General features: G+C 72.5%; 10 protein-coding genes. 7 read left to right on the forward strand and 3 right to left on the reverse strand.

The annotated features are described in order from the left end of the window. The 4 genes from MFF30_RS00005 to MFF30_RS00020 form a co-directional block, all read left to right on the forward strand. Positions 1-219 (forward strand): 2Fe-2S iron-sulfur cluster-binding protein (locus MFF30_RS00005; RefSeq protein ID WP_238274857.1); only part of this gene is annotated, 219 nt, incomplete at its 5' end. Then, positions 216-1,298, forward strand: coding sequence for an FAD binding domain-containing protein (locus MFF30_RS00010; protein WP_238274859.1), 1,083 nt, complete (start codon positions 216-218; stop codon positions 1,296-1,298). The genes MFF30_RS00005 and MFF30_RS00010, both read left to right, overlap by 4 nt. Next, positions 1,291-3,522, forward strand: a complete 2,232-nt coding sequence (locus MFF30_RS00015) for a xanthine dehydrogenase family protein molybdopterin-binding subunit (RefSeq protein WP_238274861.1) — start codon at positions 1,291-1,293, stop codon at positions 3,520-3,522. The genes MFF30_RS00010 and MFF30_RS00015 overlap by 8 nt, the downstream gene beginning before the upstream one ends. A 147-nt stretch (positions 3,523-3,669) precedes the next feature. After that, a complete protein-coding gene (locus tag MFF30_RS00020) occupies positions 3,670-6,321 on the forward strand; it encodes an ATP-binding protein (RefSeq protein ID WP_238274863.1) in 2,652 nt (883 codons plus the stop codon). Here the strand turns inward: MFF30_RS00020 and MFF30_RS00025 are convergent. From MFF30_RS00025 to serA, 3 genes are all read right to left on the reverse strand, one after another. Then, positions 6,318-7,064 carry an anti-sigma factor gene (locus MFF30_RS00025; protein WP_238274865.1) on the reverse strand — a complete coding sequence of 249 codons (747 nt, stop codon included), beginning with the start codon at positions 7,062-7,064 and terminating at the stop codon, positions 6,318-6,320. The genes MFF30_RS00020 and MFF30_RS00025 overlap by 4 nt on opposite strands. Then, positions 7,061-7,657 carry a sigma-70 family RNA polymerase sigma factor gene (locus MFF30_RS00030; protein WP_373320806.1) on the reverse strand — a complete coding sequence of 199 codons (597 nt, stop codon included), beginning with the start codon at positions 7,655-7,657 and terminating at the stop codon, positions 7,061-7,063. The genes MFF30_RS00025 and MFF30_RS00030 overlap by 4 nt, the downstream gene beginning before the upstream one ends. Positions 7,658-7,773: 116 nt before the next feature. After that, positions 7,774-9,021, reverse strand: a complete 1,248-nt coding sequence (serA, locus tag MFF30_RS00035; RefSeq protein WP_238274867.1) for a phosphoglycerate dehydrogenase — start codon at positions 9,019-9,021, stop codon at positions 7,774-7,776. 287 nt (positions 9,022-9,308) lie between these two features. Here serA and MFF30_RS00040 point away from each other — a divergent pair, with 287 nt between their 5' ends. The 3 genes from MFF30_RS00040 (at position 9,309) to trmFO (ending at position 13,267) form a co-directional block, all read left to right on the forward strand. Then, complete coding sequence (locus MFF30_RS00040) at positions 9,309-10,712, forward strand: FAD-binding oxidoreductase (protein ID WP_238274869.1); 1,404 nt, start codon at positions 9,309-9,311, stop codon at positions 10,710-10,712. Between the two features lie 86 nt (positions 10,713-10,798). After that, the gene (locus MFF30_RS00045) at positions 10,799-11,773 is read left to right on the forward strand and encodes a S1C family serine protease (protein ID WP_238274871.1); all 975 of its coding nucleotides are present in this window, start codon (positions 10,799-10,801) and stop codon (positions 11,771-11,773) included. Between the two features lie 63 nt (positions 11,774-11,836). Next, entirely contained in the window at positions 11,837-13,267 is a 1,431-nt protein-coding gene (gene trmFO / locus MFF30_RS00050; RefSeq protein ID WP_238274874.1) for a methylenetetrahydrofolate--tRNA-(uracil(54)-C(5))-methyltransferase (FADH(2)-oxidizing) TrmFO, read from the forward strand. The last annotated feature ends 64 nt before the right edge of the window (positions 13,268-13,331 follow it).

Genomic DNA, 13,331 nt, shown 5'->3' on the forward strand with positions numbered 1-13,331 from the left:
TGCGGCTTCTGCACGCCGGGCCAGATCCTGAGCGCGGTCGGGCTGATCCAGGAGGGCCAGACCGGGGGCGACCCCGAGCGGGTGCGCGAGGGCATGAGCGGCAATCTCTGCCGCTGCGGCGCCTATGCGGGCATCACGCAGGCGGTGCTCGCGGCCCACACGGTGATGACGGGGCCGGACGTCCTGCCCGGGCGCCAGCTCGCGGAGGATGCGGCATGAAGGCCTTCGACTACATTCGCGCGACCAGCGTCGCCGAGGCGGTCGCGGCCGCCGCCCGGCCGGGGGCCGCCTATTTCGCCGCCGGCACCAATCTCGTCGACCTGATGAAGGGCGGGATCAGCCGTCCGGACAGCCTCGTGGACATCACCCGCCTGCCCGGCCTCGACCGGATCGAGCGCGGTGCCGACGGTTCGACCCGGATCGGCGCCCTGGTGCGCAACGCGGCCCTGGCACACGATGCGAGCATCGCCCGGCGCTACCCGGCGCTGGCGGAGGCCCTGCTCTCGGGCGCCTCGGGCCAGTTGCGCAACGCCGCCACCACCGCCGGCAATGTGCTGCAGCGGACCCGCTGCCAATATTTTTACGACACCGCCAGCGCCTGTAACAAGCGCGACCCCGGCGCCGGCTGCGCCGCCGGCGGCGGCGTCACTCGGAGCCACGCGGTGCTCGGCTGGAGCGAGCACTGCATCGCCACTCATCCGTCCGACTTCTGCGTGCCGCTCGCGGCGCTGGACGCCAGCGTGGAGATCGAGGGGCCGGGTGGCGCGCGCTCCGTGCCCCTGGAGGCGTTCCACCGCCTGCCCGGCGACCACCCTGAGCGCGAGACCGTGCTGGAGCCGGGCGATCTCGTCGTCGCCGTCACCCTGCCGCCCGAGGCGGAGCACTTCGCCGGGCACAGCCGCTACCTCAAGGTCCGCGAGCGTACCTCCTACGCCTTCGCGGTGGTCTCGGCGGCGGTAGGCCTGCGGATGGACGGGGATCGGATCGGGGAAGCCCGCATCGCGCTCGGCAGCGTCGCCCTGAAGCCCTGGCGGGCCCGGGAGGCCGAGCGCCTGCTGGCCGGTGCCGTTCCGGCCCCGGAGATTTTCGCCCGGGCAGCCGAAGCGGCGCTGGCGGATGCCAGACCCTCGGGGGACAACGCCTACAAGATCGAGCTCGCCCGCCGCATCGTGGTGCGCGCGCTCACCCTGGCGACCGCCGGCACGCCGGACCGCGTCCCCGCGCTTCCTGCGAGTCCCTTTGCCGCCAGCCCCATCGCCCCCCTCACCCCCCCGGCCGGAGCCCCCGCCCATGCCTGAGCGTCAGCGCCACGGCGCCTCCATCGGCCAGCCCCTGACCCGGCGCGACGGCCACGCCAAGATCACGGGGTCCGCCCGCTACAGCGCGGATTTCAGGCCCGAGGGCCTCGCCCACGCGGTGATGGCGGTGAGTTCGGTCGCCCGCGGCCGGGTCACCCATCTCGACGTCGCGGCGGCGGAAGCGCATCCCGGCGTCGTCGCGGTGATCACGCCGGAGAACGCCCCGGCGCTCGCCAAGTCGCCGGACCTGAAGGACAATCCCTTCGCGTTCCGCCTCGACCTCCTGCAGAACGACGGCGTGCGCTACGCCAACCAGCCGATCGCGGTGGTCATCGCCGAGACGCTGGAGGCCGCCACCGAAGGCGCGGCCCTGCTCGCACCCCGCTACGAATCGGAGGCCGTCAGCGTCGCCCTCGGAGCCGGCGAGGTGTTTCGCCCCGAGACCATCGGGGCCGGCTCGGCCACCGACGAGGGCTCGGGTGACATCGCCGCCGGCATGGCGGCGGCCGAGACGCGGATCGAGGCGACCTACGACACGGCCGCACAGTACCACAACGCCCTGGAGCCCCATTCCAGCGTGGCGGAGTGGGACGGCGACCGCCTGACCCTGTACACGCCGACCCAGGCGCTCTGGATCGCCAAGGGCCGGCTCGCTGGCCTGTTCGGCATCCCGCAAGAGAACATCCACGTGGTCTGCCACTATCTCGGCGGCGGCTTCGGCTCGAAGGGCTTCATCACCGCGCCGCAGATCCTTGGGATTATGGCGGCGAAGCTCGTCGGGCGCCCGGTCAAGCTGGTGACCCGGCGCGAGCAGATGTTCGGACCCGTCGGCCACCGCGCCGCCACGCGCCAGACCCTGAAGCTGGGCGCCACCCGCGACGGCACGCTGACCGCCCTCGACCACCACACCCTGACCTTGACGAGCCGGTACGACGATTTCGTCGAGCCCTCCGGCATCCTCTCGCGCCACCTCTACGCGGCGGGCGCGATCGCGACGACGCACGCGGTCTCCCGGGCCGATATCGGCACCCCGATCTTCATGCGCGCCCCCGGCGAGGCCTCGGGCAGCGTCGCGGTGGAGAGCGCCCTCGACGAGCTGGCCCTGGAACTCGACCTCGACCCCCTGGAGATCCGCCTGCGCAACTACGCCGAGGTGGAGCCGATCAGCCATCGGCCGTTCTCCTCGAAGGCCCTGCGCGAATGCTACACCCAAGGCGCCGAGCGCTTCGGCTGGGCCTCTCGTCCCCGGCTGCCGCGCCAGATGCGCGACGCCGACGGGCTCCTCGTCGGCTGGGGTCTCGGCACCGCCACCTACCCGGCCGGGATGATGCAGGGCGAGGCCCGCGCCACGCTCCGGGCCGACGGCACGGGCCTCATCGAGACCGCCGCCCAGGACATGGGCCAGGGCGCCTGGACCGTGCTGGCACAGATCGGCGCAGACGGGCTTGGGCTTCCGATCGACCGGATCGAGCTGCGCATCGGCGATTCGAACCTGCCGAACGGCGGCCTGGCCGGCGGCTCCACCGGGACCGCCACCAGCGGCACGGCGGTCGACAACGCCGCGAAGGGCGCCATCGCGGCCCTGGCGGAGCTCGCCGTCAACGACCGCGCCTCACCCCTCTACGGCGCCGGCAATGCCGGCGTCACCGCCGCCGACGGTCGTCTCGCCCGCCGGGACGACCCCGCCCGCTCCGAATCCTTCGGCGAGATCCTGGCCCGCGCCGGCAAGACCTCCGTCGAGGCGAAGGGCCAGGGGCAGGGCGATCCCGCCGCGCAGAAGACCTACGCGATGCACGCCCACGGGGCGGTCTACGCGGAGGTGAAGGTCGACCCCGATCTCGGCCAGATCCGGGTGACGCGCCTCGTCGGCGCCTTCGCGGCCGGGCGGATCATCAACCCGCACCTCGTGCGCAGCCAGTATTACGGCGGCATGATCTGGGGCGTGTCCCTGGCCCTGCACGAGCACGCGGTGCTCGATCCGCGCTCGGGCCGGGTGATGAACGGGAATCTGGCCGAGTACCACATCCCGGTGAATGCCGACGTGCCCGCGATGGAGGCGATCCTGGTGGAAGAGCACGATCCGCACGTGAACCCGCTGGGCATCAAGGGGGTCGGCGAGATCGGCATCACCGGCACCGCCGGCGCCATCGCCAACGCGGTCTGGCACGCCACCGGCGTGCGGGTGCGCGACATTCCCATCACCCTCGACCGGCTGCTGGGATGAGACCCGACCTCGGTACGGCGCCCGACCCGGGCGCCGTCACGAAAGCTTGACCACGGCCTGAAACGCGGGAGCCGTTAACCGCGTAGAAGCAGGATTGCCGCGACGGGCATCGGTCCCGTCCCGGCGTTCCAGATCCAAGCGCTTCGCATGTCAGCCCCGCCCCAACCCAAGAACGAGCGTGACCGCGTCGACGCCGTGCGGGCCCTGTCCCTGGTCGGGACCGCGCCGGAGCCGCATTTCGATGCCGTCTGCCGGACCGCCCAGGCGCTGTTCGGGGTCTCGATCTGCCTGGTTTCGCTGGTCGAGGAGCACGAGCAATGGTTCAAGGCCCGGTGCGGCCTGGACCTGTCGGGGACATCGCGTGCGATCTCGTTCTGCACGCACGCGATCCTGGCCGACGCGGTCTTCGTGGTCGCGGACGCGACGCGGGACGCGCGCTTCTGGGACAATCCCCTCGTCACCGGCCCGCCCGGCATCCGCTTCTACGCGGGCGCGCCCCTGATCCTGCGACCGGGCATCCGGGTCGGCACCCTCTGCCTGATCGACACGAAGCCGCGTGACCTGAGCGCCGCGGAGTCGCGCCGGCTCGAGGACCTGGCGCGGGTCGTCGTCGCGCACCTGCGCCTCCACGAGGCCCTGCGGGCCGGCGAGGCCCTGGCCCGGGAACGCGCGGCGGACATCGCCGCGCGCCGGCAGGCCGAGGCGGCGGCGGCCGAGAGCGAGGCTCGTTACCGCGAGGCCTTGGATTCGGCCCACGAGGCCATCCTGGGCCAGATTGCCGAGGGCGTAATCGTCACCGACACGGCTGGTCGGATCACCCTCGTGAACGAGGCGGCCGCCGCGATCCACGGCGTCGCGCGCCTGGATGTCGAACCGGACGATTACAGCGAGACCTACCACCTCTACACCGAGGAGGGCGTGCCTTACCCACCCGAGGATCTGCCGCTCGCCCGGGCCGTGACCGGCGCCACGGTCCGGGATGCCCGGTGGCGGGTCCGGCGCCCGGACGGCGTCGAGGTCCTGGCGATCGGCTCCGCCCGCCCCCTCGTCGGTCGTGACGGACGCCAGGTCGGCGCCGTCCTGACCATGCGGGACGACACCGCGCGCGATGCGGCCGAGCGCGCCCTGCGCGCGAGCGAGGCGGAGTTGCGGGAACTCAACGCCACCCTGAGCGCGCGGGTGGAGGCCCGCACCCGCGACGCGGAGGCGGCCACGCGGGAAGCCGAGCGCGCGAGCCTGGCCAAGACCGAGTTCCTGGCCTCCATGAGCCACGAGATCCGCACGCCGCTGAACGCCATCCTGGGCTTCACCGACCTGATGATCACCTCGGACCGCCTGCCCCCCGACCTCCTGCGCCAGGCCGAGTTCGTGCGGACCTCCGGAGCCGCGCTGCTGACGATCGTCAACGACATCCTCGACTTCTCGAAGGTCGAGGCTGGCGCCGTCGCGCTCGACCGGCAGGCCTTCGACCCGCGGGCCCTGATCGACAGCGGCCTGTGCATCGTGCGCGGCTCGGCCGCGCAGAAGGGCCTCGCGGTCCGGGCGGTGATCGACCCGGCCCTGCCGCGCAGCCTGTACGGCGACGCGGCGCGCCTGCGGCAGGTTCTGCTGAACCTCCTCAACAACGCCATCAAGTTCACGTCGCAGGGCTCCGTGACGCTGAGCGTGCGGCACGTGGGGACCACCGAGACCGGCGAGCGCCTGAGATTCAGCGTGGCCGATACCGGCATCGGCATCGCGCGCGCCAAGCAGGGCCAGCTGTTCCAGCGCTTCTCCCAGGTGGACGGCTCGATCGAGCGGGATTTCGGCGGCACGGGCCTGGGTCTCGCCATCTGCAAGCAGCTGGTCGACCTCATGGGTGGCGAGATCGGCGTCCAGTCCGAAGAGGGCCTCGGCGCCACCTTCTGGTTCGCGTTGACCCTGCCCCTCGGGGCCACCGCGCAGCGGACGTCCCGGGCCGAGGGCACAGCTGTCGCCCGGCGGGCGGGGCGCCTGCTCCTCGTCGAGGACAACCGGATCAACCAGGACCTCGCCCGGGCGGTCCTGGAGATCGGCGGCCATGCCGTCGACGTGGTCGCGGACGGCGCCTCCGCCATCCGCGCCGTGACGGAGGGGGCCTACGACCTCGTCCTCATGGACGTGCAGATGCCGGGCATGGACGGCATGACGGCGACCCGGCACATCCGCGCGCTCGGCACCGCCGCCGCCACGATCCCGATCCTCGCGATGACCGCCAACGTGCTGCCCGATCAGATCCGGATGTTCCGGGAGGCCGGCATGGACGATCACGTCGGCAAGCCCTTCGACCGGGCGGAACTCTACCGGGTCGTCGAGCACTGGCTCGCGCGGGAGGCGGACCCGGGAGGTGGCCGGGAGACGGTTCGCCAGGCGGCAGGCCGACCCGGCGACGATCCGAGCCTCCTCGACCGGATCGCCTTCGACGCGGTGATCGGCCTGATCGGCGGCGGGCGGATCGCCGGCACCCTGGAGACCCTCGCCGAGGAGTTGGATGCCAGCTTCGCGGGCGCCTGCGAGACCCGGGAAGACCGGGATCAGCTCCGCTTCGAGGCGCATCACTGCGTGTCCTCCGCCGGCACGCTGGGGTTCCTCGCCCTCTCCGAGGCGGCCCGGGCCCTGGAGCACTGCAACGAGCAGCGGATCGCCCAGGAGGGCCCGGAGGCGTTCCACCGCGGGCTCGCGGAGGTCAGGAACCTCGCGGACCGGACGGCGCGCTATGCCGAGCGGCTCGCCGCCGAGCTCGCCGGAGCGGAAGCCGCCCCCCGCGCGCCGCGCTCCTAATCCCGGATCAACCGGCCGGAATACACCACCGGTCCAGTCGGCTGGCCGGTGGGCGAGCCGCCCTCCGGCTCGACCGAGACGGCGAAGGTCCCGTCCGCGAGTGCATCGGCGGCCGCCGGCGTTGTCAGGCCGTCGAGGGATAGGCCCCGGGTGCCCGATCCGACGAGGCCGAGGGTCTTCGGGGCCTGACCGGCGCCGACATACCAGAGTTCGAGGCTGCGTCCCGCCGGAGCCTGCGCCTCGACCGGGCGGACCCGCGCGGTCCCGGCCCGGGTGTCGACGCTGACGAGGAGCGCGGGCGCCTCGCCGCCGCGGCTCACCACCGCGACGTAGCGTCCATCCGCGTCGGTCGGCCGGGAGGGTCCGAGGGCGATGACCAGGGCGAGACCCGCCGCCAGGGCGGCGGCCGTGCCGGTAGCGAGGCGCCAGCGCCGCAGGGACCGGCGGAGCGGGCCGATCGCGTCGTCGTTGGCGGCGATGGGGGGCGCCGGGGCGCGGGCGAGCGCGCGGGCGATGGCCGGCCAGACGTCCGGCCCCGGCGCGATCTCGGGCGCCGTGAGGGCGAGCGGCGCCAGGCGCCGCTCCCAGGCGTCGCGGGCCGCGCGCGCTGCGGGGTCCGTGGCCAGCTCGCGCTCCACCAGGGCCCGCTCGGCCGGATCGAGGGTGCCGAGCACGGATTCGGCCAGGCGCAGGTCGCGGTCGCCGGAGGACGCGCCGGGATCGGAGGGTGTGCCGGCGCTCATGCGGCACCGTCCAGGCAGCCGCGCAGGGTCGCGAGGCCGCGATGCAGCCAGGTCTTGATGGTGCTCACGGGTCGGTCGTAGCGCAGGGCGAGATCCTCGCGGGACTGGCCCTCGCAATAGGCCAGCACGATGCAATCGCGGTGCAGCGCCTCGAGGCGGCCGAGGCACGCCTGGAGGGCGTTGCGCCCGAGGATCGTGCCCTCGCTGTCGTGGGGGTCGACCAGCCGCTCCACCCAATCCTCCCCGTCCTCGTTGATCGGCCCCTGTACCTCGCGGCGCCGGCGCAAGCCGTCGATCGCGCGGTTGCGCGCAATGGCGCAGAGCCAAGCCAGGGGGCGTCCGGCCGCCGGGCTGTAGGACGCGGCATTCTGCCAGACGCGCAGGAACACGTCCTGCAGAACATCCTCGGCCGCGCCGCGATCCGGCTGGATACGCAGGATCACCCCGAGAAGTTTCGGGGCCGTCCGATCATACAGGGCCCGCAGGGCGGCCTCGTCATGTCGGGCGATGGTCGCGATGAATCCCGCGAGGGCGGCGTCGGTGCGCGCGGGATCGTCCGCCGGGAGATCGCCGCGCAGGGGACTGGCACGCAAAGGCTGGGTTTCCTCCGTGTCCGGCGCCAGGACGGCTCGATCCGGTCGCGGTCCTTCGGACGGGACCGCTTCAGCCCAGGTTAGCCGAGGCGGCGCCGACGCGCCACCGCGCGCCCTCAGCGGCGCTCGTAGAGCAGGCGGGCGCGGATGGTGCCGTCGAGCGCCCGGATCTCCTCCAGCAGGCTTTCGGCATCCGCATCGGTGACGTCGGTCTCCACCACCACGTAACCGACCTCGCCGTCGGTCTGGTAGAACTGTGCCGCGATGTTCACCCCGCGCCGGGCGAAGGTGTCGTTGAGGCGTCCCAGCATGCCCGGGATGTTGCGCTGGACGTGGATCAGGCGCGTGCCGGTGGGGCGGGCGGGCAGCTGAACCTGCGGGAAGTTCACGGTGCCGACGGTCGAGCCGATGTCGGAATAATCGACGAGCTTGCGCGCCACTTCCGAGCCGATGCGCTCCTGCGCTTCCTCCGTCGAGCCGCCGATATGCGGTGTCAGGATCACGTTGGGCAGGCCCTGGAGGGGGCTGACGAAGCGCTCCTGGTTGGAGCCGGGCTCCACCGGGAACACGTCGACGGCCGCGCCCCGCAGGTGGCCGTCACGCAGGGCGCTCGCCAGGGCGTCGAGGTCGACCACGGTGCCGCGGGCGTTGTTGATCAGGAAGGCGCCGGGCTTCATCGCCCGGATCTCGGGCTCCCCGATCATGTTGTGGGTTTCGGGCGTCTCCGGCACGTGGAGGGAGACCACGTCGCTCTGGGCCAGCAGGGCGGTCAGCGAATCGGTGGGCTCGGTGTTGCCGTGGCGCAGCTTGTCGGTCTGGTCGTAGTACACCACCCGCATGCCCATGCCTTCGGCCAGCGTCGAGAGCTGCGAGCCGATATTGCCGTAGCCGACGATGCCCAGCGTCTTGCCGCGCACCTCCTGCGAGCCGGTGGCCGACTTGTCCCACTCGCCCGCATGGGCGCCTACCGAACGCGGCACGATCCGGCGCAGCAGCATCACGATCTCGCCGATGACGAGCTCGGCCACCGAGCGGGTGTTCGAGTAGGGCGCGTTGAAGACCGGGATGCCGCGGTGGCGGGCGGCCTCGAGGTCCACCTGGTTGGTGCCAACCGAGAAGCAGCCCACCGCGAGCAGGCGCTCGCCGGCCGCGAGTGCCGCCGCGTCGAGCTGCGTGCGCGAGCGGATGCCGAGGATGTGCGTTCCGCGCAGGGCCTCGTGCAGGGCCTCCCGGTCCAGCGCCTTGGGCACCCGCACGACGTTGGTGTAGCCGGCGGCGGCGAAGAGTTCGGCGGCGCTGTCGTTGATGCCTTCGAGCAGCAGGACGCGGATCTTGTCCTTCGGGAAGGAGAGTCTTTCGGCCATGATCGTCTTCTTCTTGGATGTCGTGCCCGGCGGGGCGGATGCGGCGCCGGGCCTTGGGGCTGCGTGCGCGGGCCTTGAGGCTGCGTGCGGCGATCGAGCGCGCGGCACGCGTCCCCGGATGGGCCGTGTGAGATTCCAGTTCACCGGCCCGGTCAAGGCCCGGTCTTGAACATCGGCGGCGATTGTCAGGTCGCCCCCTTGACCCGGGCGGCCGGCGCCGGGATGCCGGGGCGATCCGTTTTCGAGCCCGTGGCCCACCCCCGAGCCACCGCACGAGGAACCCGCCGATGAGCCAGACAGCCGCGCCCGCCGACCTTCTGGGCCGCCTGGAATCCTGCCTCGGGCGGGGCGGCCTGCTCACGAACGCGGACGATCTCGCGCCCTACGCGGTCGACTGGCGCCGCCTCTTCCCCGGCCGGCCGGCGGCAGTGGCGCGCCCGGCCAACACGGCGCAGGTCGCCGCCGTCATGGCGGCCTGCCACGCCGCCGGCGTCCCGGTGGTGCCTCAGGGAGGACATACCGGCCTTGCGGGCGGCGCAACGCCGGACGCCTCCGGGGGGCAGGTCGTACTGTCGCTCGCCCGCATGAACGCGATCCGCCGGGTCGATCCCCTGGGGCTGACCCTGGAGGCGGAGGCCGGCTGCATCCTCAAGGTGGCGCAGGACGCGGCGGAGGCGGAAGGCCGCCTCCTCCCCGTCAGCCTCGCGGCGGAGGGCTCCGCCATGCTCGGCGGCGTCATCGCCACCAATGCGGGCGGCATCAACGTCCTGCGCTACGGCATGACCCGCAACCTCGTCCTCGGCCTCGAGGTGGTGCTCGCCGACGGGACCGTCGTCGACGGCCTCCGGGCCCTGCGCAAGGACAATGCGGGCTACGACTGGAAGCAGCTCTTCATCGGCAGCGAGGGCACGCTCGGCATCGTCACCGCCGCCATCCTGCGCCTCGTGCCGCGGCCGCGCCACACGGCCACGGCCCTCCTCGCGGTGCCCGACCCGGCGGCGGCCCTGCGCCTCCTCCGGGCGGCGCAGGACGCGCTGGGCGACACCATCCAGGCCTTCGAGCTGATCGCGGGCGAATCCCTCGCCCTGGTGGCCGAACATGCCGGCCTGACCAGTCCCATCGCGGAGGCCGGCTGGACCGTGCTGATGGAGGCGGGCTCGAGCCTCGAGGGCCTGCGCGAGGCGGTGGAGACGCTCCTCGGCGAGGTCCTGGAGCGGGGCGACGCCACCGACGGCGTGCTCGCGGAATCCGGCCAGCAGGCGGCCGCCCTCTGGGCCCTGCGCGAGCACATCACCGAGGCCGAGGCCCGGGCCGGCAAGAGCGTCAAGCACGACGTTTCGGTACCGATCCCGGCGATTCCCGATTTTCTGGCGGCGGCGGGCGAGGCCCTGGCCGCGGGCGCGCCGGGCACCCGGCCCAACATCTTTGGCCACATGGGCGACGGCAACATCCACTACAACGTGATCATCGGTCCCGAACACGGATCGGAGGCCATCAACCGCATCGTCCACGACACCGTGGCGCGGTTCGGCGGCAGCATCTCGGCCGAGCACGGCATCGGCCAGTACCGGGTCGACGAACTCGTGCGCCATCGCCGGCCGGAGGAGATGGCGCTGGCCCGCCGGATCAAGGACGCCCTCGACCCGCAGGGCCTGCTCAACCCCGGCAAGGTGCTGCGCGCCGGACCCTGATCGAAGGCCACGAGACTGTCGGAATCCGAGCCGGCGACCTATCTCCCGTCTCAACGACGCGACACGACGGCAGGAAGGACGCTGGCATGGCCTCGCCCGGAGACTGGAAGATCCCCACATCCGCGCAGCCCAGGGCCGCCGATTACGGCTACGACCTCGAGCAGGCGCTCACCGCAATCGTGGCGCTCTCGACGCGGGTGCCGCCCGAGGCCTTCACCGCCGAGACCCTGGGGACGGAGCGGGCCGGCAACGGCGTCGTCATCGGCGAGGACGGCCTCGTCCTCACGATCGGCTACCTCGTGACCGAGGCGGACTCGGTCTGGCTCACCACCCATGACGGGCGCTCGGTGCCCGGCCACGTGGTCGGCTTCGACGCGGTCACGGGCTTCGGCCTCGTCCAGGCGCTGGCCGATCTGAAGATCAAGCCGCTGAAGCTCGGGCGCTCGGGCCCGGTCAAGATCGGCGACCGAGCGGTGATGGCCGGGGTCGGCGGCCGCGCGCGCAGCCTCGCCGTCGAGATCGTCGCCCGCCAGGAATTCGCCGGCTACTGGGAATACGTCCTCGACGAGGCCCTGTTCACCGCGCCCTCGCACCCGCACTGGGGCGGGGCCGCGCTGATCGGGCCGGACGGGGCGCTCCTCGGCATCGGCTCCCTGCAATTGCAGCAGGGTGGCACGGGGGGCCCGAAGACCATCAACATGATCGTGCCGATCGACCTCTTGCCGCCGATCCTCGATGACCTCACCACCCGGGGCCGTGTCGACCGGCCGGTGCGCCCCTGGCTCGGTCTCTACGCCAGCGACGGCGAGGATGCCGTGGTGGTGATGGGGCTCGCCGACGACGGCCCCGCCGAGGCGGCGGACCTGCGCCCGGGCGACGTCATCGTCGCGGTGGCGGGCGAGCCCGTGGCCGATCTCGCCGGGTTCTTCCGCCAGGTCTGGGCGCTGGGCGAGGCCGGGGTGCGGGTGCCGCTCACGATCCAGCGCGACGGCAAGCCCCTCAAGCTCTCGGTCACCTCCTCGGACCGCGAACGTTTCCTGGTCTCGCCCCAGCTCCATTGATCCGGAGCCTCCCGGATCGCGGCCTCCATTGATCGAAGCCTCGGGCGGGTTTATCCCGTGCCGATGACGGACAACGCGGAATCCTCGCCCATCCACATCGTCGGCGGCGGCCTCGCCGGCTCGGAAGCCGCCTGGCAGGTGGCCGAGAGCGGCCACGACGTGGTGCTTCACGAGATGCGTCCCGTGCGCGGCACCGAGGCCCATCACGGCGGCGACTTCGCCGAGCTCGTCTGCTCGAACTCGTTCCGCTCGGACGACGCCAACGGCAACGCCGTCGGACTCCTGCACCAGGAGATGCGGACCCTGGGTTCGCTGATCCTGCGCGCGGCCGACGCCCACCAGGTCCCCGCCGGCGGCGCGCTGGCCGTCGACCGCGAGGGCTTCGCCAAGGCCGTCACCGCCGCGATCGAGGCCCATCCGCGCATCCGCATCGTGCGAGAGGAGGTCGAGGGCCTGCCGCCCGACTCCTGGGGCTGGACCATCATCGCCACCGGCCCCCTCACCGCGCCGTCGCTGGCGCAGGGCATCCGCGAACTGACCGGCGCCGAGTCGCTCGCCTTCTTCGATGCGATCGCGCCGATCGTGCACCGCGACTCCATCGACATGGGCAAGGCCTGGTTCCAGTCGCGCTACGACAAGGTCGGGCCCGGCGGCACGGGGGCCGACTACATCAACTGCCCGATGAATCGGGAGCAGTACGACGCCTTCATCCAGGCCCTGATCGGGGGCGACAAGATCGGCTTCAAGGAGTGGGAGGCGACCACGCCCTACTTCGACGGCTGCCTGCCGATCGAGGTCATGGCCGAGCGCGGCCCCGAGACTCTGCGCCACGGCCCGATGAAGCCAGTGGGCCTCACCAACCCGCACGACCCGACGGTCAAGGCCTGCGCCATCGTCCAGCTGCGCCAGGACAACGCGCTCGGCACTCTCTACAACATGGTCGGCTTCCAGACGAAGCTGACCTATTCCGAGCAGGTCCGGGTGTTCCGCACGATCCCCGGTCTCGAGAACGCCGAGTTCGCGCGCCTCGGCGGCCTGCACCGCAACACCTACCTCGATTCCCCCCGCCTCCTCGACGCGACCCTGCGCCTCAAGGCGCGGCCTTCCTTACGCTTCGCCGGCCAGATCACGGGCTGCGAGGGCTATGTCGAGAGCGCCGCCATCGGGTTGATGGCCGGCCGCTTCGCCGTGGCCGAGGCGCGCGGGGAGTCGCTCCAGCCCCTTCCCGCCACCACGGCACTCGGCGCCCTGATCGGCCATATCACCGGCGGCCACATCGCGGCCGAAGATGCCGGTGCCCCGCGCTCGTTCCAGCCCATGAACGTGAACTTCGGCCTCTTCCCGCCCCTCGATCACGCGCCCAAGGGCGAGGCCGGCCGGCGCCTCAAGGGACCGGAGAAGGCAGTGGCCAAGAAGAAGGCGCTGACCGACCGGGCCCGGGCCGACCTCGCCGCCTGGATGGGGCACGAACCCGCGCGGATCGCCGCCGAGTAGGGCCGCGCCGGCGGCGCTCCGGAACCCTCCGGCCGCATCGAAACGCCTGTGCCCCCGCCTCCCC

The organism is Methylobacterium goesingense (assembly GCF_022179225.1).
Taxonomy (GTDB): domain Bacteria; phylum Pseudomonadota; class Alphaproteobacteria; order Rhizobiales; family Beijerinckiaceae; genus Methylobacterium; species Methylobacterium goesingense.

What these genes read in the sequence shown, in the direction of transcription:
- MFF30_RS00010 (WP_238274859.1), top strand. Translation starts at nt 216, where the DNA reads ATGAAGGCCTTCGACTACATTCGCGCGACCAGCGTCGCCGAGGCGGTC.
- MFF30_RS00015 (WP_238274861.1), top strand. Translation starts at nt 1,291, where the DNA reads ATGCCTGAGCGTCAGCGCCACGGCGCCTCCATCGGCCAGCCCCTGACC.
- MFF30_RS00020 (WP_238274863.1), top strand. Translation starts at nt 3,670, where the DNA reads ATGTCAGCCCCGCCCCAACCCAAGAACGAGCGTGACCGCGTCGACGCC.
- MFF30_RS00025 (WP_238274865.1), bottom strand. Translation starts at nt 7,064, where the DNA reads ATGAGCGCCGGCACACCCTCCGATCCCGGCGCGTCCTCCGGCGACCGC.
- serA (WP_238274867.1), bottom strand. Translation starts at nt 9,021, where the DNA reads ATGGCCGAAAGACTCTCCTTCCCGAAGGACAAGATCCGCGTCCTGCTG.
- MFF30_RS00040 (WP_238274869.1), top strand. Translation starts at nt 9,309, where the DNA reads ATGAGCCAGACAGCCGCGCCCGCCGACCTTCTGGGCCGCCTGGAATCC.
- MFF30_RS00045 (WP_238274871.1), top strand. Translation starts at nt 10,799, where the DNA reads ATGGCCTCGCCCGGAGACTGGAAGATCCCCACATCCGCGCAGCCCAGG.
- trmFO (WP_238274874.1), top strand. Translation starts at nt 11,837, where the DNA reads ATGACGGACAACGCGGAATCCTCGCCCATCCACATCGTCGGCGGCGGC.